The 26,965-nt window shown below is 72.1% G+C and carries 22 protein-coding genes, 1 tRNA gene and 1 riboswitch; of the genes, 11 read left to right on the forward strand and 12 right to left on the reverse strand.

From position 1 onward, the window contains the following. Nucleotides 1–161: 161 nt before the first annotated feature. On the reverse strand, nt 162–2,477 hold the full coding sequence (locus ACFWVV_RS23610) for a heavy metal translocating P-type ATPase (RefSeq protein WP_384345568.1): 2,316 nt from the start codon (nt 2,475–2,477) through the stop codon (nt 162–164). Between the two features lie 198 nt (nt 2,478–2,675). Between ACFWVV_RS23610 and ACFWVV_RS23615 the strand changes: the two genes are divergently transcribed. From ACFWVV_RS23615 to ACFWVV_RS23630, 4 genes are all read left to right on the forward strand, one after another. Continuing rightward, the gene (locus ACFWVV_RS23615) at nt 2,676–2,867 is read left to right on the forward strand and encodes a hypothetical protein (protein ID WP_384345571.1); all 192 of its coding nucleotides are present in this window, start codon (nt 2,676–2,678) and stop codon (nt 2,865–2,867) included. A 52-nt stretch (nt 2,868–2,919) separates the two neighbouring features. Next, nucleotides 2,920–3,618 (forward strand): copper homeostasis protein CutC, encoded by a 699-nt coding sequence (locus tag ACFWVV_RS23620; RefSeq protein ID WP_384345574.1) that lies wholly within the window; start codon nt 2,920–2,922, stop codon nt 3,616–3,618. Between the two features lie 584 nt (nt 3,619–4,202). Further along, entirely contained in the window at nt 4,203–7,706 is a 3,504-nt protein-coding gene (locus tag ACFWVV_RS23625) for a phosphodiester glycosidase family protein (protein WP_384345577.1), read from the forward strand. A 160-nt stretch (nt 7,707–7,866) separates the two neighbouring features. Further along, nucleotides 7,867–8,061 carry a DUF1737 domain-containing protein gene (locus tag ACFWVV_RS23630; protein WP_384345580.1) on the forward strand — a complete coding sequence of 65 codons (195 nt, stop codon included), beginning with the start codon at nt 7,867–7,869 and terminating at the stop codon, nt 8,059–8,061. 233 nt (nt 8,062–8,294) lie between these two features. Here the strand turns inward: ACFWVV_RS23630 and ACFWVV_RS23635 are convergent, their stop codons facing one another. Then, entirely contained in the window at nt 8,295–9,524 is a 1,230-nt protein-coding gene (locus ACFWVV_RS23635; protein ID WP_384345583.1) for a serine hydrolase domain-containing protein, read from the reverse strand. A gap of 268 nt (nt 9,525–9,792) precedes the next feature. Here ACFWVV_RS23635 and ACFWVV_RS23640 point away from each other — a divergent pair, with 268 nt between their 5' ends. Continuing rightward, on the forward strand, nt 9,793–10,668 hold the full coding sequence (locus ACFWVV_RS23640; RefSeq protein ID WP_384345586.1) for a helix-turn-helix domain-containing protein: 876 nt from the start codon (nt 9,793–9,795) through the stop codon (nt 10,666–10,668). A 10-nt stretch (nt 10,669–10,678) separates the two neighbouring features. Here ACFWVV_RS23640 and ACFWVV_RS23645 read toward each other — a convergent pair whose 3' ends face one another. Beyond that, nucleotides 10,679–10,942, reverse strand: a complete 264-nt coding sequence (locus ACFWVV_RS23645; protein ID WP_384345589.1) for a DUF4031 domain-containing protein — start codon at nt 10,940–10,942, stop codon at nt 10,679–10,681. Continuing rightward, on the reverse strand, nt 10,939–11,238 hold the full coding sequence (locus tag ACFWVV_RS23650) for a hypothetical protein (RefSeq protein ID WP_384346025.1): 300 nt from the start codon (nt 11,236–11,238) through the stop codon (nt 10,939–10,941). Before ACFWVV_RS23650 ends, ACFWVV_RS23645 begins: the two co-directional genes overlap by 4 nt. 355 nt (nt 11,239–11,593) lie before the next feature. On the opposite strand from ACFWVV_RS23650, the gene ACFWVV_RS23655 reads away from it, so the two are divergent. The 3 genes from ACFWVV_RS23655 (at nt 11,594) to ACFWVV_RS23665 (ending at nt 15,322) form a co-directional block, all read left to right on the forward strand. Further along, nucleotides 11,594–12,523 carry a MurR/RpiR family transcriptional regulator gene (locus ACFWVV_RS23655; protein WP_384346028.1) on the forward strand — a complete coding sequence of 310 codons (930 nt, stop codon included), beginning with the start codon at nt 11,594–11,596 and terminating at the stop codon, nt 12,521–12,523. A gap of 188 nt (nt 12,524–12,711) precedes the next feature. Beyond that, on the forward strand, nt 12,712–13,689 hold the full coding sequence (gene murQ, locus ACFWVV_RS23660) for an N-acetylmuramic acid 6-phosphate etherase (RefSeq protein ID WP_384345590.1): 978 nt from the start codon (nt 12,712–12,714) through the stop codon (nt 13,687–13,689). A 37-nt stretch (nt 13,690–13,726) separates the two neighbouring features. Further along, nucleotides 13,727–15,322, forward strand: a complete 1,596-nt coding sequence (locus ACFWVV_RS23665; protein ID WP_384345592.1) for a PTS transporter subunit EIIC — start codon at nt 13,727–13,729, stop codon at nt 15,320–15,322. A gap of 81 nt (nt 15,323–15,403) precedes the next feature. Here the strand turns inward: ACFWVV_RS23665 and groL are convergent, their stop codons facing one another. From groL to thrC, 4 genes are all read right to left on the reverse strand, one after another. Further along, the gene (groL, locus tag ACFWVV_RS23670; RefSeq protein WP_384345593.1) at nt 15,404–17,026 is read right to left on the reverse strand and encodes a chaperonin GroEL; all 1,623 of its coding nucleotides are present in this window, start codon (nt 17,024–17,026) and stop codon (nt 15,404–15,406) included. Between the two features lie 440 nt (nt 17,027–17,466). Then, nucleotides 17,467–17,670, reverse strand: coding sequence for a cold-shock protein (locus ACFWVV_RS23675; protein ID WP_005315736.1), 204 nt, complete (start codon nt 17,668–17,670; stop codon nt 17,467–17,469). Between the two features lie 490 nt (nt 17,671–18,160). Then, entirely contained in the window at nt 18,161–18,436 is a 276-nt protein-coding gene (locus ACFWVV_RS23680; protein ID WP_384345596.1) for a MoaD/ThiS family protein, read from the reverse strand. A 57-nt stretch (nt 18,437–18,493) separates the two neighbouring features. After that, a complete protein-coding gene (thrC, locus tag ACFWVV_RS23685) occupies nt 18,494–19,783 on the reverse strand; it encodes a threonine synthase (protein WP_384345598.1) in 1,290 nt (429 codons plus the stop codon). Nucleotides 19,784–19,798: 15 nt separating this feature from the next. Further along, nucleotides 19,799–19,926, reverse strand: a riboswitch (SAM riboswitch). A 163-nt stretch (nt 19,927–20,089) separates the two neighbouring features. Here thrC and ACFWVV_RS23690 point away from each other — a divergent pair. Beyond that, the gene (locus tag ACFWVV_RS23690) at nt 20,090–21,052 is read left to right on the forward strand and encodes a glucosyl-3-phosphoglycerate synthase (protein ID WP_384345601.1); all 963 of its coding nucleotides are present in this window, start codon (nt 20,090–20,092) and stop codon (nt 21,050–21,052) included. A 235-nt stretch (nt 21,053–21,287) separates the two neighbouring features. Then, complete coding sequence (locus ACFWVV_RS23695; protein WP_384345604.1) at nt 21,288–22,682, forward strand: trehalose-6-phosphate synthase; 1,395 nt, start codon at nt 21,288–21,290, stop codon at nt 22,680–22,682. 198 nt (nt 22,683–22,880) lie between these two features. Here the strand turns inward: ACFWVV_RS23695 and ACFWVV_RS23700 are convergent. The 4 genes from ACFWVV_RS23700 to ACFWVV_RS23715 all read right to left on the reverse strand — a co-directional run bounded on the left by ACFWVV_RS23700 (nt 22,881) and on the right by ACFWVV_RS23715 (nt 25,604). Next, nucleotides 22,881–22,954, reverse strand: a tRNA-Met gene (locus tag ACFWVV_RS23700). 88 nt (nt 22,955–23,042) lie between these two features. Further along, nucleotides 23,043–23,882: a trehalose-phosphatase gene (gene otsB, locus ACFWVV_RS23705; RefSeq protein ID WP_384345607.1), complete on the reverse strand. Its 840-nt coding sequence runs from the start codon at nt 23,880–23,882 to the stop codon at nt 23,043–23,045. A 44-nt stretch (nt 23,883–23,926) separates the two neighbouring features. Continuing rightward, nucleotides 23,927–24,367 (reverse strand): DUF3263 domain-containing protein, encoded by a 441-nt coding sequence (locus tag ACFWVV_RS23710; RefSeq protein ID WP_384345610.1) that lies wholly within the window; start codon nt 24,365–24,367, stop codon nt 23,927–23,929. A gap of 10 nt (nt 24,368–24,377) precedes the next feature. Then, nucleotides 24,378–25,604 (reverse strand): ABC transporter substrate-binding protein, encoded by a 1,227-nt coding sequence (locus ACFWVV_RS23715; RefSeq protein ID WP_384422780.1) that lies wholly within the window; start codon nt 25,602–25,604, stop codon nt 24,378–24,380. Between the two features lie 319 nt (nt 25,605–25,923). On the opposite strand from ACFWVV_RS23715, the gene ACFWVV_RS23720 reads away from it, so the two are divergent. Beyond that, nucleotides 25,924–26,829, forward strand: coding sequence for an SIS domain-containing protein (locus ACFWVV_RS23720; RefSeq protein WP_384345615.1), 906 nt, complete (start codon nt 25,924–25,926; stop codon nt 26,827–26,829). The last annotated feature ends 136 nt before the right edge of the window (nt 26,830–26,965 follow it).

Raw genomic sequence — 26,965 nt, forward strand, 5'->3', positions numbered from 1 at the left:
CCCCGGGGGGGGGGGGGGGGGGGGTGGGGGGCCGCCCCCGGGGGCCCCCCCCCCCGGGCCCGCCCCCCCCCCAGTCCCCCCAACACCCCCCCGGCCTCCCGCACAACATGCCCCCGGGGCCCCCGCCCCCGTACCCCCACCCCCGTACCCCCCACCTCACCTCACTCCGCCTTGAACCCCCGCAACCTCAGACTGTTCCCCACCACGAAGACCGACGAGAACGCCATCGCCGCCCCCGCGATCATCGGATTCAGCAGCCCCATCGCCGCCAGCGGCAACGCCCCCACGTTGTAGGCGAAGGCCCAGAAGAGGTTGGACCTGATGGTGCCGAGGGTCCTGCGGGAGAGCCGGATGGCATCTGCCGCCGCCCGCAGGTCCCCCCGTACCAGCGTCAGGTCCCCGGCTTCGATCGCGGCGTCCGTCCCGGTACCCATCGCCAGGCCCAGATCGGCCTGGGCGAGGGCGGCCGCGTCGTTGATGCCGTCACCGACCATGGCGACCGAGCGGCCCTCCGCCTGAAGGGACTTGACCACGCCGACCTTGTCCTCCGGCATGACCTCGGCGATCACCTGCTCGATGCCGACCTCGGCGGCCACGGACTCCGCGACGGCCCGGTTGTCGCCGGTGAGCAGGATCGGCGTCAGACCGAGCGCCTTGAAGCGCCGGATGGCCTCCGGGCTGGTCTCCTTGACCGCGTCGGCGACGGTGAGCACCGCCCGCGCCTCACCGTCCCAGGCGACGGCGATCGCGGTGCGGCCGGCCGCCTCGGCGTCCGCCTTGGCCCGCTCCAGCGCGACCGGCAGCTCCATGGCCCACTCGGCAAGCAGCTTCGAACGGCCGACGAGTACCGCGTGCCCCTCCACGATGCCCTGGACGCCGAGACCGGGTACGTTCGCGAAGTCCTCGGGGACGGGGAGCTTCGCACCGAGCCGCTCGGCCGCTCCGGTGGCGACGGCCTGGGCGATCGGGTGCTCCGAGGCGTTCTCCAGCGCACCGGCCAGCCGCAGGACGTCGGACTCGGTGGTGCCTTCGGCGAGGTGTACGTCGATGAGGGTCATGCGGCCCGTGGTGACGGTGCCGGTCTTGTCGAGGACGATCGTATCGACCTTGCGGGTGCTCTCCAGGACTTCCGGGCCCTTGATCAGGATGCCGAGCTGGGCACCGCGGCCGGTGCCGACCATGAGGGCGGTCGGGGTGGCCAGGCCGAGGGCGCAGGGGCAGGCGATGATCAGTACGGCCACCGCGGCGGTGAAGGCGGCGGTGAGGCCGGACCCGTTGCCGAGCCAGAAGCCGAGCGTGCCGAGGGCAAGGGCGATGACGACCGGGACGAAGACGGCGGAGATCCGGTCGGCGAGCCGCTGGGCCGCCGCCTTGCCGTTCTGCGCGTCCTCGACCAGCTTGGCCATCCGGGCGAGCTGGGTGTCCGCGCCGACCCGGGTGGCTTCGACGACGAGGCGGCCGCCCGCGTTGAGGGTCGCTCCTGTGACGCCGTCGCCGACGCCGACCTCCACCGGTACCGACTCACCGGTCAGCATCGACGCGTCGACGGCGGAGCTGCCCTCGACGACCGTGCCGTCCGTGGCGATCTTCTCGCCGGGCCGTACCAGGAAGCGGTCGCCGGGCTGCAACGCGGAGGTGGGGACGGTGACTTCCTCGCCGTCGCGGAGCAGGGTGACGCTCTTCGCACCGAGCTGGAGGAGTGCCTTGAGCGCGGCGCCCGCCTTGCGCTTCGAGCGGGCCTCGAAGTAGCGGCCCGCCAGGATGAACGCGGTGACTCCGGCGGCGGCCTCCAGATAGATGTTCCCGGCCCCGTCGCTGCGGGCGATCGTCAGCTCGAAGGGGTGCGTCATGCCGGGCATGCCCGCCGTACCGAAGAACAGCGCCCAGAGCGACCAGATGAACGCCGCCGAGGTACCGACCGAGATCAGCGTGTCCATGGTGGCGGCACCGTGCCGGGCATTGGTCCAGGCGGCCCGGTGGAACGGCCAGGCGGCGTACGTGACGACCGGCGCGGCCAGCGTGAGCGAGAGCCACTGCCAGTACTCGAACTGGAGCGCCGGGATCATCGCCATCGCGACGACGGGTACGGCGAGAAGGACGGCGGTGACCAGCCGCTGCCGCAGGGAGACGAGAGCCGGATCACTCCCCTCCTCGCCCTCGGCCTCCTCCTCCGCCGCCCCCGGCTCGTGCGGGCCGCGTGACGCGGTGACGGGCGGCCGGGCGGGGGCGGGCTCCTTGGCGGAGTAGCCGGTCTTGACGACGGTGGCGATCAGGTCCGCGACCTCGGTGCTGCCGCCGTCGTACGCGATCTTCGCCTTCTCGGTGGCGTAGTTGACGGTGGCCTCGACGCCCTCCATGCGGTTGAGCTTCTTCTCGATGCGGGCGGCGCAGGAGGCGCAGGTCATGCCGCCGATGGCGAGTTCGACGTGGGCCGGCGCGGCCGGCGATGGTGCCGGAGCCGGTGTCTGGACGGTCATGGCCACTCTCCTGGTAGGGATCCGTATCGCTTCGACTGCTTCTCCTCCGCCGCCAATTACCCCCTGGGGGTATCGGCCGCCGAGTTCATGTATACCCCCCTGCCCTATGGGGCGCAAGTGTTGACTCAATACCCCCAGGGGGTATTGTCGAGCTCAGACATCACCCCACCGCCGCACACATACGGAAGAGGGATCGCCATGGGAACGGGACTCAAGGTCGCCGGGTACGCGCTCGTACTGGCCGCGACATTCGGGGGCGCGTACGGGATCGGGAGCGCGATCGACCCCGTCGTGGCCACCGAGGAACGGCCGGCGAAGGCCCCCGCGGAGAAGGCGCCGGCCGATCACGGTGTGCACGGGGGTGGTGCGCCGGGGCAGCATGGGAACTAGTCTTGATATTGGACTAGACCAACGGGACCGACGGCGAAGGAAGCAGAACCCCATGAGTGAGCGTGCAGTCCTGGAGGTGATCGCCCTCACTGCCGAGGACGCGGTCGCTGCCCAGTCCGGCGGTGCCGACCGGCTCGAACTGGTCACGGACATGGCCGCGGACGGGCTCACCCCGCCCCGCGAGACCTTCGCCGCGATCCGGGCCGCCGTGGACATCCCGCTGCGCGTGATGCTGCGGGCGGCCGACGGGTTCGCGGCGGGGTCGGCGCAGGACATGGAGGGGCTGGTCGAGGCCGCGCGGGGGCTGCGGGCGGAGGGTGCGGAGGAATTCGTACTCGGCTTCCTGGACCAGGACGGGAACGCCGACCTGGTCGCGGTCGAACGGCTGCTGGCGGAGCTGGAGGGGTGCCGGTGGACCTTCCACCGGGCCGTGGACAGGGCGGCCGACCGCGACGCGACCCGCAAGTCCCTGGCGGACCTGCCGGGTCTGGACACGTACCTGACGGCGGGCGCGGCGTCGGGCGTGGACGCCGGCCTGGCGACACTGCTCGCGGAGGCGGCCCGCTCGGGAGAGCCGGGCTACGCGCCGCAGCTCCTGGTGGGCGGCGGCCTCCGCCTGGACCACCTGCCGGTGCTGCGGGAGGCGGGCATCAACGCGTTCCACATCGGCGGTGCGGCGAGGCCGGAAGGCTGGACGTCCCCGGTCTCGGCAGCAGCCGTCAACACCTGGCGCCACACCTTGGAAGCGTAACGGGGCGAGCCGCCCCCTGAGGGGGCGAGGCTCTCCTCCCGGGGGCGGGGCGCCCTGCCCGCAACGCCCCGCCCCCTCCCCGGCGGAGCCGCACCCCCTGCCCCACCGCGCCCCCCTTCCCGGCGGAGCTGCACCCGTCTGCCCCACCGCACCCCCCTTCCCGGCGGAGCGGCACCCGTCTGCCCCACCGTGCCCCCCTTCCCGGCGGAGCCGCACCCGTCTGCCCCGCCGCACCCCCCTGCCCGGCGGAGCGGCACCCGTCTGCCCCACCGCACCCATGGGACGCCGCCGCGCCCACGGGACACCGCCGCACCCGTCGGACACCCCCTCCCGCGGGCGGGCGCCGACGGGAACCGGCCCCCGCCACCCTCGCCGACGCGACGACGTCACCCCGGCCAAGCACTCACGCAGTGCGAAGATCGGCCGAATGGCGGAGCGGGCGCCACGTTCGCCGACCCGTCCGGCCCGGTGTCCGCGTGTTCTCCCCGGTGTTCGCGCCCCGCCCCTGGAGCATTCCGGGTGCATGGCCCTGCCGCCGCGCGGCAGCACCGACCTCACGTACACGCCGATCCCCAGGAGAAGTCGTGGGCCCAGGGCTCGCTGGGCGGACCGCCGTCCTGTTCGCGGCCGTGACCACTCTCGCCGCGGGGGCGGTGGCCCCGCCCGCCACCGGCGCCACCCCCGACCCCCGGCCCGCCCACCCCGCCGAGATGCTGCGGCCCGTCGCGCCGCCGCCCGCGAGCGCGGCCACCCCGGGACCGGGAGCCGCCACTCAGGCGTGGTACGCCGCCGACGCCGACGGCATCGAGACGGCGCGCACCTCCCGCCCGGTCGCCCCCGGTGTCCGGCTGACCTCGTACGACCGGCTCGAACCGGACAAGTGGCTGCGTGTCGACGTCCTCTCCGTCGACCTCGGCGCGGGTGCCGCGCGGGCCGGCCACCTCTTCTCGGGCAAGGTCTCCAGCCGGCGTACGGTCTCCGACCTGGCCGCCCGGCACGACCCCGGCCCCGGCCGCCGTACCGCCGCCGCCGTCAACGGGGACTTCTTCGACATCAACGAGACGGGCGCGCCCCAGGGGCCCGGCCTCGCGGCCGGCCGGGTCGTCCACTCCCCGCTGGAGGGCGCGCACCGGGCCGTCGGATTCGGTCCGGGGGCCGCGGGACGCCTCCTGCGGCTGTTCTTCGAGGGCACCGTCACCCTCCCCGGCGGGGCCCGCCCGCTGGGCGCGTACAACGCGGCGAACGTGCCCGCCGGTGGCATCGGCGCCTATACGCCGGGCTGGGGCGAGGCGGACCGGGCTCTCACCGTGGACCGCGCGACGCCGGTCGCCGAGGCCACCGTGCGCAGGGGACGGGTCGTGTCCGTGACGGAGCGCCCCGGCAGCGGGGCGATCCGTGACGGGACCACCGTCCTGGTCGGCAGGGAGGCGGGTGCGAAGGCGCTCGCCGCCCTGCGCCCCGGGGACCCGGTGAGCCTGGAGTACCGGCCCCGCACCGACTCCGGACCCGTGCCCCGCAGTGCGGTCGGCGGTCGTGAACTGCTCGTCGTGAACGGGAAGGCGCAGGACCACGAGGGGGCGGGCAACAACACCGCGGCGCCCCGCACGGCCGTCGGGTTCTCCCGGGACGGCTCCACGATGCAGGTCGTCACCGTCGACGGCAGGCAGGCCGACAGTGGCGGCGTCACCCTCACCGAGCTGGGCGTGCTGATGCGGCGTGCCGGCGCGTACAGCGCCCTCAACCTGGATGGCGGAGGCTCCTCCACGCTGGTGGCCCGCACGCCGGGCAGTGACGCGTTACAGGTGGAGAACAGCCCCTCCGACGGCAGCGAACGCACCGTCCCCAACGGCATCGCCCTCACCGGACCGGACGGCAGCGGGCGGCTCAGGGGCTTCAGGGTCCAGCCGCGTACCCCCGCGGGCGCCGCCCCCACCGTCGACCCCATCAAGGGCGGCCACCCCGAGCGGGTCTTCCCCGGGCTGACACGGCAACTGACGGCCACCGGCCACGACGAGACCTTCGGACCCGCGCACGGCACTCCGCGCTGGCGGTCCGTCCGGCCCTCGGTGGGCCGGGTCGACAGCTTCGGTGTCTTCACCGCACGCTCCCCGGGCACCACGCAGGTACGGGCCGAACGCGGGCCTGCCGGGGGCGGCACCGAGCTGACCGTGCTCGACACGCTCCGCGCGATCCTGCCCACCACCCGGCACGTGGGACTCCCGGACGCCACGGCGTCCGGCAGCTTCGGCATCGTGGGACTCGACGCGCACTCCACCAGCGCCCCGGTCGAACCCCGGGACGTGACGCTGGAATACGACCGCTCCCTCTTCTCCGTCACCGACGACGGGCGGGGCTCCTTCACCGTGCGGTCGCTGAAGGGCGGCGGAGCCGGGCGGATCACGGTGCGCGCTGCGGGCCTCACCACCGCCCTCGCCGTCAGCGTCGGCCTCGAGGAACAGCCGGTCTCCGGCTTCGACGACGCCGCGGCCTGGACCTCCAGCGGGTCGCGGGCGGACGGGTCGGCGGCGGCCACCCCGGAAGGCCGCACCGGCACCGGTCTCTCCCTCTCCTACGGCTTCGGCCGCTCGCACGCCATCCGCGCCGCCTACGTCACCCCGCCGGTGCGGATCCCGGTGCCGGGCAGGCCGCAGTCCTTCAAGCTCTGGATCAAGGGTGACGGCAAGGGTGCCTGGCCCACCCTGCACCTCGAGGACGCGGCAGGCTCCGACCTGTTGCTGCGTGGCCCGTACGTCACCTGGACCGGCTGGCGGCAGGTGACCTTCGACGTGCCGGCGGGGGCCGCGACGCCGCTGGGTGTGCACCGTTTCTATCTCGCGGAGACGTCCGCTGCGAAGCAGTACGCCGGCCGGGTCGTGCTCGACGGCCTGACGGCGCAGGTGCCGCCCGCCGTCGCTCTGCCCCGGCAGCCGCGCACGGCGAATCCGCTGGTCGGCACGGCGGCGAAGATCCGGGGCAGGGACTGGAGGTTCGCCGTCATGTCCGACGCGCAGCTCACGGCCCGCGACCCGGGCAGCGCGGCCGTGGCGCGGGCGCGCCGCACCCTGCGCGAGATCAGGGCGGCGAAACCGGACTTCCTGGTCGTGGCCGGTGACCTCGTGGCCGGGGGTTCGCCCGCGGGCCTCTCCTTCGCCCGCACGCTCCTGGAGCAGGAGCTGGGGGACGCGCTGCCCTGGTACTACGTGCCCGGCTCCGGCGAGGTGAGGGGCGGCTCGATCAGCTCCTTCGTGGCCGCGTTCGGCCCCGCCCACCGGATCTTCGACCACCGGGGAACCCGCTTCGTCACCCTCGACACCTCCAGTACGTCACTGAGGGGCGGTGGCCTCGCGCAGATCAGGGCGCTGCGGGAGCAGCTGGACGCGGCGGCGAAGGACGACCGGGTGCGGTCGGTCATGGTGATCGCACACGTACCGCCGCGCGACCCGGCCGTGCGGGGGACCGGCCGGCTCGGTGACCGCAAGGAGGCGGCCCTCCTGGAACGGTGGCTCGCGGACTTCCGCCGTACGACGGGCAAGGGCGTGGGATTTCTCGGCGGCCGTGCCGGTGTGTTCGGTGCTTCGCACGTGGACGGGGTGCCGTACCTGATCAACGGAAGCTCCGGCGGGACGCCCGCTGCCCCGCCGGGCGAGGGGGGCTTCACCGGCTGGTCCCTCGTCGGGGTGGACAAGGTGTCCGCCCGCGAGCGGACGGCCGCGCGGCTGAGGCCGTGGGCGGGCGGCCCCGACTGGGTCTCCGTACAGACCCGGGCGCATGTCGACGCGCTGAGGGTGAGGGTGTCGGGGGTGCCGGCCCCGGGGCGCAGTGCGCGTGTGTGGGCGGCGGTCGTCCAGGGAGGCCGGATGGTTCCGGTCCGCTTCCCGCTCAGCGCCGACTGGACCGGGTCGCCGAATCTGCGGATCGGTCACCGTGGCGGGGCCGGGCCGCGCCACATCGCGTCCTTCGACCCGGGCACGGGCACCTTCACCGCGCTGCGGCCGGGACGGGCCACTCTCACGCTGACGGTCAACGGCACCCTCCACCACCACCCCCTCCACATCCCCCCACCCCCTCGAACCCCGGGACCACCCTGACCACCCCCGCCGCCCTCGCCCGGCGGGGCCGTCCGCACACCTCTACCCCCCAGCCCTCCTGGGCGGCGGGCCGCCCCCGCGGACGACCTTGGGAGCGATTGGGTTCGGGCCGTGCCGGCTCGCCGGATCGGTTGGCGGTGAGCCTGAGATCCTTCTCCTCATGAGCACACCACCAGATGGATTGCCTGTCTACCGAGTCCTGACCGGCCCGGACGATGCCGGGTTCTGCCGACGTGTGAGCGAGATGATTGGTCTTGGCTACGAACTGCACGAAGGCCCCGCCGTCACCTTCAACGGTGAGAACGTCATCGTCGCCCAGGCACTGGTCTGGCCGGCCCGGCCGCAGCAACCGTGAGAGCGGCGGTTGTCCTGGCCCGTGACGTGAGAAGGGCCGCACGGGTCGGGTGAGTGGTGAGGCTTACCTGGGCCCGTGCGGCCTGTTCCCCTCCTGCCCTGTCCGGCGTCTCCCGCGCGCACTTCGGCGAGCTGCCCGATGAACTCGCCCCCAAGTGGCAGCCCGCCCACGCGGCGGAGCCGCACACAGGCACACCCCCGCGCGGCGGAGCTGCAAGGACACAGTCCCGCCTCTCAGTCCTCGATCGCCTGGTACACCGTCGTCCAGAAGTCGTGAAACGCGTGCGCCGAGTTCGGCGCCGACATGCCCACCTGGGTCAGCAGGATGCCGGTCAGGTTCTTCTGCGGGTCGGCGTACGTCGACGTACCACTGCCGCCGTCCCAGCCGAACTGGCCCACCGACGCGTAGTCGCCGCGGAACGTCCGCACCGCCATCCCGATGCCCCAGCCGCCGTGCTGCCCCTGGCCGAACGACATGTGCACGTTGTCGGTGGCCATCGCGTGCCGGGCCGCCTGCTGCTCCGGGGTGAGGCGGTTGGTGGTCATCAGCTCCACCGCGGGGCGCGAGAGGATCCGCTCGCCCTCGTGCGTCCCGCCGTTCAGCAGCATGCGGAAGTACGCGTGGAAGTCGTCCGCAGTCGACACCAGCCCGCCACCGCCGCCCTGGAACGCCGGCGGACTGCTCCAGCGCCCGCCCTTCGCCGCGTCCCACACATGGAACTCCCCGCTCTGCGGGTCCGGCGCGTAGAGATCGGGCAGCCGGTCGATCCGGTCCTCGGGGACGTGGAACCCGGTGTCCTTCATGCCCAGCGGCTCGAAGATCCGCTCCCGCAGGAACTCCTCGAACGACTGGCCCGTCACCCTCGCAACCAGCACGCCCAGCAGGTCGTTGCTGATCTGGTACTGCCAGCGCTCACCCGGCTGGTGCATCAGCGGCAGCGTGCCCAGGCGCCGCATCCACTCGTCCGGACCCGGCATCGGCTCCGGCAGGTTGGGGGTCAGCCCCTGCTCGAATATCGCGTTCATGATCGGGGCGCCCAGTGCCGTCAGGTCCATACCGAGGCCGAAGGTCGACGTCAGCAGGTCCCGTACGACGACCGGCCGCTTGGCGGGCACCGTCTCGTCCAGCGGTCCGTCGATCCGCCGCAGCACCTGCCGGTCGGCGAGTTCGGGCAGCCACCGGTCGACGGTGTCGTCCATCCGCAGTCTGCATTCGTCCACCAGCACCATCGCCGCCGCCGCCGCGACCGGCTTGGACGTCGACGCCATCCGGAAGATCGTGTCCCGGCTCATCGCGGCGCCTCCGTCGTGGCGCATGGTCCCGAGCGCCTCCACGTACGTTTCGTCGCCCCGGCTGACCAGAGCCACCAGGCCCGGGAGCTTCCCCGAGTCGACGTGCTGTGCCAGCACCTCGCGCATCCTGCGCAGCCCGGCCTGCGAGAAGCCGTCGTTGTTCTTGCTCATGATTGATCTCCTCGGTCAGTTCGGGAAGTGCTGAACGAGTACGAAGTTATATTGCGTTTAGCATTTGGTCAACGCTCTTGCGGACCCCAAATCCCCGGCGCTCGAGGGAAATAAGCGCCTCCATTGCAATGACTAGACCCCTGAACGCAAAGTGCACCGTCCGCGCCGCATTGCAATGAGCGCGAGAGGCGCATACCGTGCGGCGAGGCGCGCGGGCTTCCCGTTCCGCGCACGGCGCCCCGCGACCACCCGAGAGGAGAACGGCCCGATGCCCGGAGGCAGGCTCACCAACGAGGACCGCCAGGACATCGCCGACGGTCTGGCCCAGGGGCTCGGGTACGCAGAGATCGGCCGGCGTCTCGGGCGGCCGGCCTCGACCGTCATGCGCGAGGTCACCCGCAACGGCGGCCCCGAGGACTACGCGGCGCACCAGGCCCAGGAAGCCACCCGGGACCGGGCGAGGCGGCGCAAGCAGGCTCCCGCCCGGGTGCCGGACCCGGCAGCCGCCGACGACCGCGTTCCCGGGCGCGACCCCCGGGCGGTCCAGGACTTCACCGAGTCCTTCACCGATCTGCTCGAAATGCAGGGGCTCCCCCGGATGATGGCCCGGGTGCTCGCCTGCCTCTACGTCACCGACTCAGGCGCCCTCACCGCCGCCGACCTGGTCCAGCGGCTGCGCATCAGCGCGGCGTCGGTCTCCCATGCCGTCACCTTCCTCGAACAGCAGGGAATGCTCACGCGGGAACGGCCCCCCGGCACGCGCCGCGAGCGCTATGTCGTCGACGACGACTTCTGGGTCCGGTCCCTCCAGGCGGCCGCGCGGATGAACGTCACCCTGGCCGCGGAATCGCGCCGCGGCGCGGAGATCCTCGGGGCCGACACCCCGGCGGGCGCCCGCTTCGAGTCCTCGGCCGGACTCCTGCTCCTGATGAACCAGGCCCTCCAGCAGGTCATGGAGCAGCACCGGGCGGCGACCGGAAGCAACGGGAGTGCCGAAAGCACCGGCGTGGCCCCCAACGGAAGCACTCCCGGCCCGGCAGCCGGCGGAAGCGCCGCAAGTGCCACTCGGGCCGCCGACGGAAGCGCCGCAAGCGCCCGAAGCGCCGGCCCGGCAGCCCCCGACAGCACCCCAGGCCCGGCGTGAGCAGCAGGGCCTAGCCGGCGAACTTCCTCCGCCGCAGCCCCGCCGCCGTGATCCGCCGCACCAGTTCCTTGCTGCCGATCTCCACCGCCCCGGCCGCCACCGCGTCCCCGTACCGCTCCGCGGGGATGTCGTAGTGGTCGCGTTCGAAGGCTCTCGGCGGACAGCCGATCGACGCCGCGAAGGCGTGCAGTTCCTCGTACGAGACGTCGCTGACCAGGTGGGACCACAGGCGGCCGTGGCCGGGCCAGGTCGGCGGATCGATGTAGAGCGTCACGGTGCCAGCCCGCCGACCGGGGCCACCGCCACCACCGTCTTCGTGCACACCCAGTGCGGGTCGGGGCCGAGCTCCGGCTCCACCTCCAGCGCGTGCGCGTCCTCGCACACCGGGCACAGCGGCCACCGGCCGTACTTCTCCAGCAGCGCGTCCTGAACGTCCTGGGCGATCAGCCCGGCCACGAACTCCGCACCCTGGGGCCACTGCTCCACCCACCACCGCCGGTGCGCCACCGCGTCCTCGACGAAGGACACGATGTCCGCCTCCGCCACGTCGCGGGCGGCGAGGTCCGCCATCACCAGGGCGCGCGCCGTGTGCAGCGCCTGTTCGAGCGGCGGGGTGGCAAGGGGCCCGGAGAGGCCGGGGTCGGCGGGGTCAGTGGGGTGGGCGGCGCCTGTGGGGCCGTCGGGGCCTGTGGGGCCGACAGGGCCTGTGAAATCGCCGTGGCCCGGGGAGTCGTCGTGGCCCGGGGAGGCGCCGTGGCCCGGGGAGGCGCCGTGGCCCGGGGAGACACTGTGGTCCGGGGAGTCGCTGTGGTCCATCCCCCCATTGTCACGCGACCCGCACACCACCCGCCGTGGCCGGATCGGGACTTCGGTCCCCTTGACCCGCCCCCACGGCTGAAAATACCTTTCAGTGGTGAGCAGAACCGTGAAGGAAACTTCCAGCGAGCCGACGGGCCCCCGGGCGTCGACCCCGGCTCCGGCCCCCGCCGCCCTCGCCGCCAAGGTCCGCACCCTCGCCCCCTCCATGACCCGCTCCATGCAGCGCGTCGCCGAGGCCGTCGCGGGCGACCCGGCCGGCTGCGCGGCGCTGACCGTGACCGGTCTCGCCGAGCTCACCGGCACCAGCGAGGCAACCGTCGTACGGACCTCCCGCCTGCTGGGGTACCCGGGCTACCGGGACCTGCGCCTGGCCCTGGCCGGACTCGCCGCGCACCAGGAGTCGGGGCGGGCCCCCGCCGTCACCGCCGACATCGCCGTGGACGACCCGATCGCCGATGTCGTCACCAAGCTGGCACTCGACGAACAGCAGACCCTCGCCGACACGGCGGCCGGGCTCGACACCGTACAACTCGGCGCTGCCGTCAGCGCCTTGGCCACCGCCCGGCGCGTCGACATCTACGGCGTCGGCGCCTCCTCGCTGGTCGGCATGGACCTCGCCCAGAAGCTCCTGCGGATCGGCCTCATCGCGCACTCGCACACCGACCCGCACCTCGCCGTCACCAACGCGGTGCAGCTGCGCGCCGGGGACGTCGCCGTCGCGATCACCCACTCCGGTGCCACCAGCGACGTCATAGAACCCTTCCGCGTCGCCTTCGAGCACGGCGCGACCACGGTCGCCATCACCGGCCGGCCCGGCGCCCCCGTCGCCCAGTACGCCGACCACATCCTCACCACCTCCACGGCTCGCGAGAGCGAGCTGCGCCCGGCCGCGATGTCCAGCAGGACCAGCCAACTCCTGGTCGTGGACTGCCTGTTCGTGGGCGTCGCGCAGCGGACGTACGACACCGCTGCCCCCGCCCTGGCCGCCTCGTACGAAGCCCTCGCCCACCGGCACGACCCGCGCACCGCGCGCTGACCCCGTTCCGCGCGCCGGTTCCCGTACCGTGCGCCGACCCCGTACCGCGTACTGATCCCCGGACCGCGCAGTGATCCCCGTAAGGCCCGCAGACCCCGGACCGCGCACAGGCCCCGGACCGCGCGCCGATCCCCGTACCGCCGTCGCCCCTCCGCCCCCCGCCCCGTACGACCGAAGAGAGCCGCACCATGACTGCCACCCACGGCACCGACACCACGGCGCGGGCCGACCGCACCGACCGCACCTACGGTGAACTCCGCGCCCAGCTGGACACGCTGACCACCGAGGCCTTCCGGCCCGAGCTCGCCGAGATCGACCGGCTGCCCACCGCCGAACTGGCCGCGCTGATGAACGGCGAGGACGCCACCGTCCCCGCCGCCGTCGCCGCACAGCTCCCGCAGATCGCCGCCGCCATCGACGGCATCGCCGACCGGATGGCCCGCGGCGGCCGGCTCGTCTACGCGGGCGCCGGTACCGCGGGACGGCTCGGCGTACTGGACGCCAGCGAGTGCCCGCCCACTTTCAACACCGACCCCGACGAGGTCGTCGGCCTGATCGCGGGCGGCCCCTCCGCCATGGTGAAGGCGGTCGAGGGCGCCGAGGACAGCGAGGAACTCGCCCGCGAGGACCTGGACGCACTGCGCATCGGCCCCGACGACACCGTCATCGGCATCTCCGCCTCCGGCCGCACCCCGTACGCCATCGGCACCGTCGAGCACGCCCGCAGCCTGGGCGCCCTCACCGTGGGTCTCTCCTGCAACGCCGGCAGCGCACTGGCCGCCGCCGCCGAGCACGGCATCGAGGTCGTCGTCGGCCCCGAGCTCCTCACCGGCTCCACCCGGCTGAAGGCGGGCACCGCCCAGAAGCTGGTCCTCAACATGATCTCGACGATCGTGATGATCCGGCTCGGCAAGACGTACGGAAACCTCATGGTCGACGTCCGCGCCTCCAACGAGAAGCTGCGGGCCCGCTCCCGCCGCATCGTCGGCCTGGCCACCGGCGCGTCCGACGCCGAGATCGAGGCCGCCCTCACCGCCGCCGACGGCGAGGTCAAGAACGCCATCCTGATCATTCTCGGCGACGTGGAAGGACCCACCGCCGCGACCCTGCTCCACGACGCGCACGGCCACCTCCGCGCGGCCCTGAAGTCCGCCCGCAAGAGCTAGCTCCCCGCCACCCCCGCACAGCAAGGCACCGCGCACCATGAGCACCGACACCCCTGAGAACAAGAACCGCGCCACCGCCGCCGCGATCCTTCCGCTCGTCGGCGGCGCGGACAACGTGACCTCGGTCGTCCACTGCATGACCCGGCTCCGGCTGGGGCTGCGCGACCGTGCACTCGTCCAGGACGCCGCCCTGAAGGCGCTGCCCGCCGTCATGGGCGTGGTCGAGGACGAGACGTACCAGATCGTGCTGGGCCCCGGCACGGTCGCCCGGGTCACCCCCGAGTTCGAAACGCTGGTCGAGGAGCAGAAGGGAAGCGGGCCCGCCCCCGCCGGGCCCGCCCCCGACGCCGCCACCCCGGGAAGCCTTGCCACCCCGGGGATCCCCGCCACCGGAACCGCCGGGACCACCGACGCCACTCCCAGCACCCCCGGCCACTCCCCCTCCGCCGAGGAGCTCGCCGCTCAGGGTGCCGCCCTCAAGGCCGCCAGGAAGGCGAAGAACGCCACCCCGCTGAAGCTCTTCCTGCGCCGCATCGCGAACATCTTCGTCCCCCTGATCCCGGCCCTGATCGGCTGCGGCATCATCGCCGGCCTCAACGGGCTGCTGATCAACCTGGGGTGGCTGCCCGCCCTCACCCCGGCCCTCGCCGCCCTCGCCTCCGGCTTCATGGCGCTCATCGCGGTCTTCGTCGGCCTCAACACGGCGAAGGAGTTCGGCGGGACGCCCATCCTGGGCGGGGCGGTCGCCGCGATCATCGTCTTCCCGGGTGTCGCGAAGATCGACGCGTTCGGCCAGACCCTGTCCCCCGGGCAGGGCGGTGTACTGGGTGCGCTCGGAGCGGCCGTCCTCGCCGTCCACATCGAGAAGTGGTGCAGGAGGTGGGTCCCGGAGTCCCTCGACGTGCTGGTCACCCCCACCCTCACCGTCCTCCTCTCCGGCCTGGTCACGATCTTCGGCCTGATGTTCGTGGCCGGTGAGATCTCCACCGCCATCGGTACGGGCGCGGACTGGCTGCTCACCCACACCGGCGCCTTCGCCGGCCTGGTACTCGGCGGCTTCTTCCTCCCGCTGGTGATGCTCGGCCTGCACCAGGCGCTCATCCCGATCCACACCACCCTCATCGAGCAGCAGGGCTTCACCGTCCTGCTGCCGATCCTGGCGATGGCGGGCGCGGGCCAGGTCGGCTGCGCGGCGGCGGTCTACCTCCGCCTCAGGAACAACCACTCGATCCGCAACACCATCAAGTCCGCCCTCCCCGCGGGCATCCTGGGCGTCGGCGAGCCGCTCATCTACGGTGTCTCGCTGCCGCTGGGCCGCCCCTTCGTCACGGCCTGCGCGGGCGGCGCCGCGGGCGGGGCGTTCGTCGGGCTCTTCTCGATGCTCGGCGACAAGGTCGGCTCCACGGCCATCGGCCCGTCCGGCTGGGCGCTCTTCCCGCTCCTGAAGGGCAACCACGGCCTGGGCACCACCCTCGCCGTCTACGCGGGCGGCCTGCTCGTCGGCTACGCGGCCGGCTTCCTCGCCACGTACTACTTCGGCTTCACCAAGCCGATGCTCGCGGAACTGAACGCGCCGTCCCCCGGGTCCACGACGGCCGACCACGGCAGGCCCAGGGAACCCGTCGCGGCCTGACCCCGCACACGCCACTGGGGCGGCACCCCCGAAGGGATGCCGCCCCAGTGGACGTGCGTACTGCTACCAGCAAGGGGGGACTTAGAAGTCCATGTCCCCGCCCGGCATGCCACCCGGGGCGGCAGCGCCGGCCTTCTCGGGCTTGTCGGCGATGACGGCCTCGGTGGTGAGGAACAGCGCGGCGATGGACGCGGCGTTCTGGAGGGCGGAGCGCGTGACCTTCGCCGGGTCGATGATGCCCTCGGCGATCATGTCGACGTACTCACCGGTGGCGGCGTTGAGGCCGTGACCGATGGGCAGGTTGCGGACCTTCTCCACGATGACGCCACCCTCGAGACCACCGTTGACGGCGATCTGCTTGAGCGGGGCCTCCAGCGCGAGGCGCACGGCGTTGGCGCCGGTCGCCTCGTCGCCCGTGAGCTCCAGCTTGTCGAAGACGGCCGAGGCCTGGAGGAGGGCGACGCCACCACCGGCGACGATGCCCTCTTCGACGGCGGCCTTCGCGTTGCGAACGGCGTCCTCGATGCGGTGCTTGCGCTCCTTGAGCTCGACCTCGGTGGCGGCACCGGCCTTGATGACGGCCACGCCGCCGGCCAGCTTCGCCAGGCGCTCCTGGAGCTTCTCGCGGTCGTAGTCCGAGTCGCTGTTCTCGATCTCGGCGCGGATCTGGTTGACCCGCCCGGCGACCTGGTCGCTGTCACCGGCGCCGTCGACGATGGTCGTCTCGTCCTTGGTGATGACGACCTTGCGGGCGCGGCCGAGCAGGTCGAGCCCGGCGTTCTCCAGCTTGAGGCCGACCTCTTCGGAGATGACGGTGCCGCCCGTGAGGATGGCGATGTCGTTCAGCATGGCCTTGCGGCGGTCGCCGAAGCCCGGGGCCTTGACGGCGACGGACTTGAAGGTGCCGCGGATCTTGTTGACGACCAGGGTGGAGAGCGCCTCGCCCTCGACGTCCTCGGCGATGATCAGCAGCGGCTTGCCGGACTGCATGACCTTCTCGAGCAGCGGAAGGAGGTCCTTCACGTTGCCGATCTTCGAGTTGACGATCAGGATGTACGGGTCGTCGAGAGCCGACTCCATGCGCTCCATGTCGGTCGCGAAGTACGCCGAGATGTAGCCCTTGTCGAAGCGCATGCCCTCGGTGAGCTCGAGCTCCAGGCCGAAGGTCTGCGACTCCTCGACCGTGATGACGCCTTCCTTGCCGACCTTGTCCATCGCCTCGGCGATGAGCTCGCCGATCTGGGTGTCGGCGGCGGAGATGGAGGCCGTCGAAGCGATCTGCTCCTTGGTCTCGACATCCTTCGCCTGCTCCAGGAGCGCGGCGGAGACGGCCTCGACGGCCTTCTCGATGCCACGCTTCAGGGCCATCGGGTTGGCACCCGCGGCTACGTTGCGCAGGCCCTCACGAACCAGCGCCTGCGCGAGGACGGTCGCGGTCGTCGTACCGTCACCGGCGACGTCGTCCGTCTTCTTCGCGACCTCCTTGACGAGCTCGGCACCGATCTTCTCGTACGGGTCCTCGAGCTCGATCTCCTTGGCGATGGAGACACCGTCGTTGGTGATCGTGGGGGCGCCCCACTTCTTCTCAAGGACGACGTTGCGGCCCTTGGGGCCAAGGGTGACCTTGACGGCGTCGGCGAGCTGGTTCATGCCACGCTCGAGGCCGCGCCGGGCCTCCTCGTCGAACGCGATGATCTTGGCCATGTGAAGTGGTCCTCCCAGGACGTAGGGGGCACCCCCTGCTCCTTAAGAGCTTGGGGGAGGATTTTCTCCGGACCGGTGGTCGGCGCCCGCGACGGACGGCCCGAGAGTGCGGAGGAATCCTTACCCCAGCACCCTTCGGACCTCACCTACCTGGTCCAAGTTTCTGTCACTCTCACGGGGAGAGTGCTAACGCCAATGATTAGCACTCGGCATAGGAGAGTGCAAGCGACTACCACGGATCGCGGGCCGCGCGGCCCGTCGCCGGCCGGCCGCGGCGGGGGTCTGACGCCTCGGTGACCTGGGGCGGAGCGGGAGACGCACCCCTTGGCGGCCCTCGGACGCACCAAGGGCCCGTACCCCTGGTGACGGGATACGAGCCCTAGGTGCGTGAGTGCTGATGAAGTCGCTGAAGTGTGCGTCGGTGGCCGATCGCGCCGAGATCAGACGGCGAGCTTGACCATGTCCGCCTGCGGACCCTTCTGGCCCTGCGAGATCTCGAACTCGACTCGCTGACCTTCTTCAAGGGTGCGGTAGCCGTCCATCTGAATCGCGCTGTAGTGGACGAAAACATCCGCACCACCGTCGACCGCGATGAAGCCGTACCCCTTCTCCGCGTTGAACCACTTGACGGTGCCCTGAGCCATGCCTAACTCCCCTATTACTGGCCCTTGCGCGGGACCGCACTTCGCGGCCCCGGGTCAGACCCCACCCGCCGACAGGAACGCGGTAGGTGTGCGCCGAAGCGCGTCGACCGCGGCTGAATGTATCCGCCCAACTGCCCTCTGCAACAGGTCAATTGGACGAGAAATCTAGGAAGGCCCGAATGGCCGGATCGGTCGACTGCCCGCGTTCCGGGGCAAGTCGGGCCGGACATAATGTGCGTTTCGGCGGCAAAGGGGGCGAATACGCGGGCCCCAGTTTGTCGCGTTCTCATCTGCGCACGGCAGGGACGAGCGACGGGGCTTCCCCTACTCTACCTCTTTCAACCATGCAGAATTGCCCCCTCCGTTTGTGAACGGAGGGGGCAACTGGGGGTACCGCGGCGCGCGTTGGGGACGCCTGCACGCCCCCACGCCCAGGACTCAGCCTGCGGCACTGTGCCCGATGGTCAGCCTCCGGCACTGCGCTCGACGGTCAGCCTCCGGCGACGGCCGGGATGATCGACACGCCGGCGCCGTCCGGAGTGGCCGTCTCCAGGCCGCTCTCGAAGCGCACGTCGTCGTCGTTCACGTACACGTTCACGAAGCGGCGCAGCTTGCCCTGGTCGTCCAGGACGCGGGCGGCGATGCCCGTGTGGTTCTTCTCCAGGTCGGCGATGACCTCGGCGAGGGTGCCGCCCTCGGCGGTGACCTCGGCCTCGCCGCCCGTGTACGTACGGAGGATGGTGGGGATGCGGACCTTGACGCTCATGGTGTTTCTGCCTTCCGGTGCGTACGTACGAGGTTCAGCGGCTCAGCGGGCCGGGATTCAGCGTGCCAGTCCGGCGTCGCGGAACGCCTGAAGGCTCGGCCGGATGGTCGCGGAGGGTCCCGTGGTCGGGGCCACCGCGTCCAGCGTCTTGAGGCCGTCGCCCGTGTTGAGCACGACGGTGGTCAGCGCCGGGTCGAGCAGTCCGGCCTCGATGAGCTTCTTCGTCACGCCGACGGTCACCCCGCCCGCGGTCTCCGCGAAGATGCCCTCGGTGCGGGCGAGCAGCTTGATCGCGTCGACGACCTGCTCGTCGTTGACGTCCTCGACCGCGCCGCCGGTGCGCCGGGCGATGTCCAGGACGTACGGGCCGTCGGCCGGGTTGCCGATGGCGAGGGACTTGGCGATGGTGTTCGGCTTCTGCGGCTTCACCACGTCGTGCCCGGCCTTGTACGCGGTGGAGACCGGCGAGCAGCCCTCCGCCTGGGCACCGAAGATCTTGTACGGCTTGTCCTCGACCAGACCCAGCTTGATCAGCTCCTGAAGACCCTTGTCGATCTTCGTGAGCTGCGAACCCGACGCGATCGGGATGACGAGCTGGTCCGGCAGCCGCCAGCCGAGCTGCTCGCAGATCTCGTACGCCAGGGTCTTGGAACCCTCGCCGTAGTACGGGCGCAGGTTGACGTTGACGAAGCCCCAGCCCTCGCCGAGGGGGTCGCCGATGAGCTCGGAGCAGAAGCGGTTCACGTCGTCGTAGTTGCCCTCGATGCCGACGAGCTCGCCCCCGTACACGGCGGCCATGACGACCTTGCCCTGCTCCAGGTCGTGCGGGATGAACACGCAGGAGCGGAAGCCTGCCCGCGCTGCGGCGGCACCGACGGCGCCGGCCAGGTTGCCGGTGGAGGAGCAGGAGAGCGTGGTGAAACCGAAGGCGCGGGCGGCCTCGACGGCGATCGCGACGACGCGGTCCTTGAAGGAGTGCGTCGGGTTGCCGGAGTCGTCCTTGACGTACAGGCCGCCGGTGACGCCCAGCTCGCGGGCCAGGTTGTCGGCCTTGACCAGCTTGGTGAAGCCGGGGTTCAGGCTGGGCTTGGTGGCCACGTCGGCGGGGACGGGCAGGAGGGGGGCGTAGCGCCAGATGTTGTCCGGGCCTGCCTCGATGCGCTTCTTCAGCTCTTCGGGGCTGTCGGCGGGAAGGTCGTACGCGACTTCCAGCGGGCCGAAACAGAGCTGACAGGCGAAGATCGGGCCGAGGGCGAAGCGCTCTCCGCACTCGCGGCAGGACAGGGCGGCGGCGGGGCCGAGGTCGACGGCGGCGGCGGGGGTGGTCTCAGCGGTCTGCACAGCCATGATGGCGAGGTCCTTTCCTCATCTTCCCCGTGACGGCTTTCGCCACGAGACGGAATTGGCACCTTCCCGGCCTGACCTCGCGGTCGGCTGGGGGGTTGCCGGGACTTCAACGGGCCGTTTCCCTCAGTCCCTCTGGATGAGCGCTATGACTCCGGGGCCCGCCTGAGCGGCCCGGGTGTTTGTGTGCGGCGACCACCCCGACATGCGAGGGCCCTCCGCGTTGTTCAAGACTGTAACCGAACCCCCGGGCCCATGAGACAGGCGTCCGGACCGCGAGATAGATCACAGAAGTCGGGAGTGACGGGCGTGCTGCGAGAGGTGGAGCGCTGGCTGGGCGCGCGGTCCTGGGCGGCCGCCGACCGCCCGCTGGAGCGGCTGCTGGCCGCCAAGGCGGCCAGGGGCACCACCGTCAGCGTCGTCCTGCCCGCACTCGACGAGGAGGCGACGGTCGGCGCCATCGTGACCGCGATCCGCGCGGAGCTGATGGGCCCGGAGGCGGGGGGCGGCGGGGTGCCGCTGGTGGACGAGCTGGTGGTGATCGACTCCGGCTCCACCGACGGGACGGCGAAGGCGGCGGCCGCGGCCGGGGCGCGGGTCGTGCACAGGGACGACATCCTCCCCCGGCTGCCCGCGGTGGCGGGCAAGGGCGAGGTGCTGTGGCGCTCGCTGCTGGTCACCCGGGGCGACGTGCTCTGCTTCGTGGACGCGGACCTGGTCGACTTCGACCCGGCGTTCGTCTCCGGCATCGTCGGGCCGCTGCTCACCGACCCCGGCATCGACCTGGTCAAGGCGATGTACGACCGCCCGCTGGGCGGCGCGGCGGGTCAGGGCGGCCGGGTGACCGAGCTGGTGGCCCGTCCCCTGCTCAACCTGCACTGGCCCCAGCTGGCCGGTTTCGTCCAGCCGCTGGGCGGCGAGTACGCGGCCCGGCGCTCGCTCCTGGAACGGCTGCCGTTCCCCGTGGGCTACGGAGTGGAGCTCGGGCTCCTCGTCGACGCCCTGCACACCGTGGGGCTCGACGCGCTCGCTCAGGTGGACGTGGGCGTGCGCAGACACCGCCACCAGGACGGGCAGGCGCTGGGACGGATGGCGGCCACCATCTACCGCACGGCCCAACTGCGGCTCTCCCGCGGCCACTTGGTGCGCCCCGAACTCACCCAGTTCGAGCGCGTCGAGAACGGCTTCGTCCCGCACACCCACCCGGTGGACACCGAGGAGCGGCCGCCGATGCGCGAGATCGGGGAGTACGCGGCCCACCGCGCGGCATAGCGTTCGGGGGTCCCGGTGTGCGTACGTCACCGGCGCCACGCCCACCGACGGCGCCCCAGGTGTCGCGCACCTCACCGGCGCCACACCCGCAGCCATGGCCCCTCCTGTCGCCCGCGTCACCGGCGCCGCACCCACGGGCCCGGGGCCCCTTGTGTCGCGCACATCACCGGCGCCACGCCCACGGACGGCGCGCCGCCACGTTTGAGGGAATCCCGGACGGGCTAGGTTTCGCCACATGGCAGCCCAGATCCTTGTTGCGTCCAATCGCGGACCGGTCTCGTACACGCTCGACGGCGAAACCGGCTCGCTCGACGCCCGGCGTGGCGGCGGCGGTCTCGTCTCCGGCCTCAGCGCCATCGGCTCCGAAGGCTCCTTGTGGGTCTGCTCGGCGCTCGGTGACGGAGACCGGGAGGCGGTGCGGCGCGGCGTGTCCGAGCCCGGTGTCCGGATGCTCGACATCGACGCCGAGACCCACGCGGCCGCGTACAACGGCATCGCCAATTCGGTGCTGTGGTTCGTCCACCACCTGCTCTACCAGACCCCGCTGGAACCCGTCTTCGACGCGGAGTTCCGCCGCCAGTGGGCCGCGTACGAGACGTACAACCAGGCCTTCGCCCAGGCCCTGGCGGACGAGGCGGCCCCCGGTGCCGCCGTCCTCGTGCAGGACTACCACCTCTGCCTGGTCCCCGGCATGCTCCGCGAGCTCCGCCCCGACCTGCGCATCGGTCACTTCTCGCACACCCCGTGGGCCCCGGCCGACTACTTCCGGCTGCTCCCCGACGACATCGCCCACCAGCTCCTGACCGGCATCCTCGGCGCGGACCGGGCGGCCTTCCTGACCCGCAGGTGGGCCGACGCCTTCACCTCCTGCGCCCTGGAGATCCTCGGCGAGGAGGCGCTCGACGGCAAGCGGATCGGAGTGCACGGGCTCGGCGCCGACGCGGACTTCCTGCGCGAGCGCTCGCGGCGGGACGACGTCGAGGAGCGGATGGCCACCCTGCGTGAGCAGATCGGCACCGGCCCCGACGGCAGCCCCCGCAAGGCCGTGGTCCGGGTGGACCGCACCGAGCTGTCCAAGAACATCGTGCGCGGGCTGCTCGCCTACGAGCACCTGCTGGAGTCCCGCCCCGAGTGGCGGGAGAAGGTGGTGCACGTCGCCTTCGCCTACCCCTCACGGCAGGACCTCGCGGTCTACCGGGAGTACACGGCGGAGGTCCAGCGGGTCGCGGACCGCGTCAACGCCACGTACGGGACGGACGGCTGGACGCCGGTCGTGCTCCACGTCAAGGACGACTTCGCCCGCTCCCTCGCCGCCTACCGGCTCGCCGACGTCGCCCTCGTCAACCCGATCCGCGACGGCATGAACCTGGTCGCCAAGGAGGTCCCGGTGGTCTCCGACGACGGTTGCGCCTTGGTGCTGTCCCGCGAGGCGGGGGCGTACGAGGAGCTGGGCGAGGACGCGGTCACGGTCAACCCGTACGACGTGACCGGCACCGCCGACGCCCTGCACGAGGCTCTGACGATGGAGCCGGCCGAACGCGCGGAACGCACGAAGCGGCTCGCGGCGGCGGCGACCGCGCTGCCCCCGCAGCAGTGGTTCCTGGAGCAGCTGGAGGCCCTGCGGGCGTAACGGGGGCGGTCGCGGGGCTCGGCTCCGGGCCGGTGCTTGGCCTCGGGGCTCCGGGCGGGTGCTTGGCCCCGGGGCTCCGGGCCCGTGCTCGCCCCGGGGGCCTCGGGCCGGTGCTCGGGCTCCGGGCTCCCGGCTCCGGCCTCCGGGCAAACGCCAGGGGCCCGGAACTCTGTCGAGTTCCGGGCCCCTGGTCTTCAGTAGCGGGGACAGGATTTGAACCTGCGACCTCTGGGTTATGAGCCCAGCGAGCTACCGAGCTGCTCCACCCCGCGTCGGTAAACACGACACTACGGGGTTTCGGCTCCGGTGGGAAATCGGTTCTGCGGGGAGGGGCCCGGCGGGTCCCGCCGAACGCCCCGGTTACGCCCCCGCGCCCGCGTCCTGTGCCAACTGGGCCAGGAACGCGGCCACTTCACCCGGCCCCTCCAGCAACAGGTCCGCCTTCTCGGCCAGTTCGGGTACGGCCGTACCGCTGCACACCAGCAGTCCGGGGAGCCCGTCCGAGCGGAGCTTCTCGACGGTGGCGTACGCGGGCAGGTCGCCCAGGTCGTCACCCGCGTACACCACACAGGTGGCACCGATCTCGCGCGCGTAGTCGGCGAGGGCGACCCCCTTGTCGACGCCGGGGGGCCTCAGCTCCAGCACCATGCGGCCCGGCTCGACGATCAGCCCGTGCCGGGCGGCCAATTCCGCGAGCGGCGCGCACAGGGCGTCGAAGGCGGCCTGCGGGTCGCTGGCGCGGCGGGTGTGGACGGCAACGGCCTGCCCCTTCTCCTCCACCCAGGTGCCGCGCCACGCGCCGTGCGCGTCCAGCACGCCGGGCAGCTCGGCGCGGGCGGCGGCGATGCCGGGGTGCGGGGCGGGGGCGTGGACGGTGCCGGTGACGGCGTCCCAGCGCTCGGCCCCGTAGTGCCCGAGCACGACGAGGTGCTCCAGCCCCCGGACTCCGGCGAACCCGCCGTACCGCACGGCCACCCCGGCAGGACGGCCGGTCACGATCGCCACGGAGGCGACCCGCGGCGCGAGGGCCGCCAGTGCCGGAACGGCGCCGGGATGGGCACGGGCCTGCTCGGGATCGGGCACGATGTCGGCCAGCGTGCCGTCGAAGTCGACGGCGACCAGGGCGCGTTGGGGCGCCGTGCGGAAGGCGGCGAGGGCCTCGCGGCCGCTTTCGGTGGACGGTTCGAAAAGGGTCCCCATGCCGTCGACCCTACCGGGACTGCCGCGATCCCGGGCGCGGGCACTCAGTGGCGGTTGCGGCGTTCCGCGCGGACGCGGCGCAGGCGGTGGACGGTCACCGGGTCGTGGGACTCGGCGCGGACGTCGTCCAGGAGGGCGTTGAGGAGCTGGTAGTAGCGGGTCGGCGAGATGCCGAGCTGCTCCCGGACGGCCCGCTCCTTGGCCCCGGGGCCGGACCACCCCTGCCGCTCCACGGCGAGCACGGCCAGCTCCCGGGCGGAGAGCCCGGGACGGGCGGCGGACCCGCCGCCGGAGCCGCCGGGGGGCCCGTCCGCCCCGGGCACGGCATCCGGACCGGACTCCGATACGGCATCCGGGTCCCCGGATACGGCGTCCGGGTCCTCGGGTACGGCATCCGGGTCCTCGGGTCCTGCATCCGGGGCCCCGGGTACGGGTACGGCATCCCGGCCGGGCTCGGGGGTGGGGGCCTCGTCCTCGTGCGGCATGGGGGTCAGCCTATTGCGCGCTGTCCGTCGCCACGGCTTCGCGGTGGAGGATGCCCAGCACGCCGCCCGGCGTGTTCGCCGGCTCGACCGCCTTGCCGATCTGCTTCTTGATGTTCTCGCTGACCTGCGCCCATGAGGTCTTGCCCACCGGGTACAGCTGCGAGGTCGGCATCGCGTCGAGGAACTTGCGGGTCTGCCGGTGCTTGCCGTCGGCGACCATCTTCTCGGTCGCGGTGATGGTGACCGGCTGGAGGTCGAACTCGTCGGCGAAGGCCAGCACGTTCTCGTCGTTGTACGCGAAGTCGAGGAACTTGCCGATCTCCTTGCGGTGACCGTTCTGCTTGAAGCCCATCATCCAGTCGGCGACGCCCATCGCCGGTTTGGGGGTGCCGTCCTGGCTGGGCAGCGGCACCATCTCGTACTTGACGCCGTTCTTCTCCGCCTGCTTCATCAGCGACGGGTGGCCGTTGACCATGCCGACCTCGCCCTTGGCGAAGGCCTCGAAGGCGGACTTGCGGTTGAGCTTGCCGGGGGCGACCGGGCCGGTCAGGCCGGGGGTGACCAGCTCGTCCTTGAGGAAGGTGAACGCGGTGATGTTGTCGGCGGAGTTGATCGAGTACGCGCCGATGTCGTCGGTGTAGCCGGAGCCGGCGGCCAGCATCCAGTTCATCGTCTCGGCCTGCGCCTCCTCCGGGCCGAGCGGCAGCGCGAACGGGTACTTCACGCCCTCCGCCTTGAGCGCCTTGGCGTCCGCGGCGATGTCCGCCCAGGTCTTCGGGGCCCGGGGGATGCCGGCCTTCTCGAAGAGGTCCTTGTTGTAGAACATCAGCCGGGTACTGCCGACGAACGGCATCCCGTACTGCGTCATGTCCACCTGGCCGGCCTTGGCCAGCGGGTCCAGGAGGTTGGCCTGGGTGGGGATGGAGACCAGTTGGTCGACGGTGTAGAGCTTGCCGGCCGCGGCGTAGTCGGAGTAGGCGCCGATCTGGGCGATGTCGGGGGCCTGGCCGGCCTCGACCATCTCGGAGACCTCGCGGTCCACGTCGTCCCAGGAGTAGATCCGGACGTCGACCTTCACCCCGGGGTTCTTCGCCTCGAAGGCGCGGGCGAGGTTGCTCCAGTACTTCTTGGTGCCGTCGCCGCCGTCGATGTTGTAGTCCGCCGCGACGAACTTGAGCGTCACCTCGTCGGAGCCGCCGACACCGAGGCTGCCGCAGCCCGCGACGGTCGTTGCCATAGCGAGTGCGGCCATTGCCGCGGTCAGACCCAAGTAGCGCCGCTGCACAGCCCGTTCCACCCTTTTTACCCAGATTGATACATATGTTGCGTGAGGGGCACGAGGGCCCTTGTGAGGCTCCTGCTGTCCCACCTACGCACTTGTCCGTATGAGTTGCGATTTTCCCCCATGCGCGAGCGCGAGGTCTACACCACTTGGGTATCTCTTACGCAACACCTTCCGCAAATCGCGTACGGGCTGCTAAGCAGGGCGGGACCGGGGCCGTCGAGGTCCGCACCGCCGCAACACGCCCGATTTACGCACCGAGGAGTCGTCGCGCATGTCCCGCACCGCAGTTGAGATTGCCACCCAGCCCTCCTGTTGGCGGCGTGCCGCCGAGTACGCGGCGGGCTTCAAGGGGCTTCCCGTGCCTGGTGAGCGCGTTGCGGTCACCGGTTGCGGCACCTCGTGGTTCATGGCGATGGCGTACGCGGCGCTGCGCGAGGCCTCGGGCCAGGGCGAGACGGACGCCTTCGCCTCGTCCGAGTTCCCGGTCGGCCGCGGCTACGACCGTGTGGTGGCAATCACTCGCTCCGGCACCACGAGCGAGGTGCTGGCGCTGCTGGGAGAGGTGCGCGGGAAGGTGCCGACGCTCGCCCTCACCGGCGACCCGAAGACGCCCGTCATGGACGCGGCGGACGTCGTGGCGGTACTGGACTGGGCGGACGAGGAGTCGGTGGTCCAGACCCGCTTCGCGACGACCGCGCTGGCCTTCCTGCGGGCGGGCCTTGAGCGTACGGGGGCGCTGGCGGACGGCGTGAAGACGGTCGAGGCGGCGGCCGTCGACGCGGAGCTCGCGATCAGCGAGCCCCTCGCCGAGGAGGTCGTCTCCGCCGAGCAGTGGACGTTCCTGGGGCGCGGCTGGACGTACGGACTGGCCCAGGAGGCCGGGCTGAAGATGCGCGAGGCGGCGGGCGCGTGGACGGAGTCCTACCCGGCGATGGAGTACCGCCACGGGCCGATCTCGATCACCGGGCCGAACCGGGTGGCGTGGATGTTCGGCACGCTGCCGGAGGGGCTGGCGGGGGACGTCGCCGGCGTCGGCGGGACGGTGGTCGCACACGCGACGGCGGACCCGATGGCGGATCTGATCCGGGCGCAGCGGCTCGCGGTGGTCCTGGCCGAGTCCAAGGGGTACGACCCGGACCACCCCCGCAACCTCTCCCGCAGCGTGATCCTCGCCTGACCCCCCCCGCTCCTCCGGGCACCGGGGCCGCCTCCTGGTGCGCCGGGGCCGCCCCGATCACCCCGCCCCCTTGTGCGGCGGAGCCGCCCAACCCCTGCCCCCGTCGCCTTGGGCGGCGGGGCCGCCCGCACCCCTC

It is taken from the genome of Streptomyces sp. NPDC058663, assembly GCF_042716745.1.
In the GTDB taxonomy this organism is placed as follows: Bacteria; Actinomycetota; Actinomycetes; order Streptomycetales; family Streptomycetaceae; genus Streptomyces.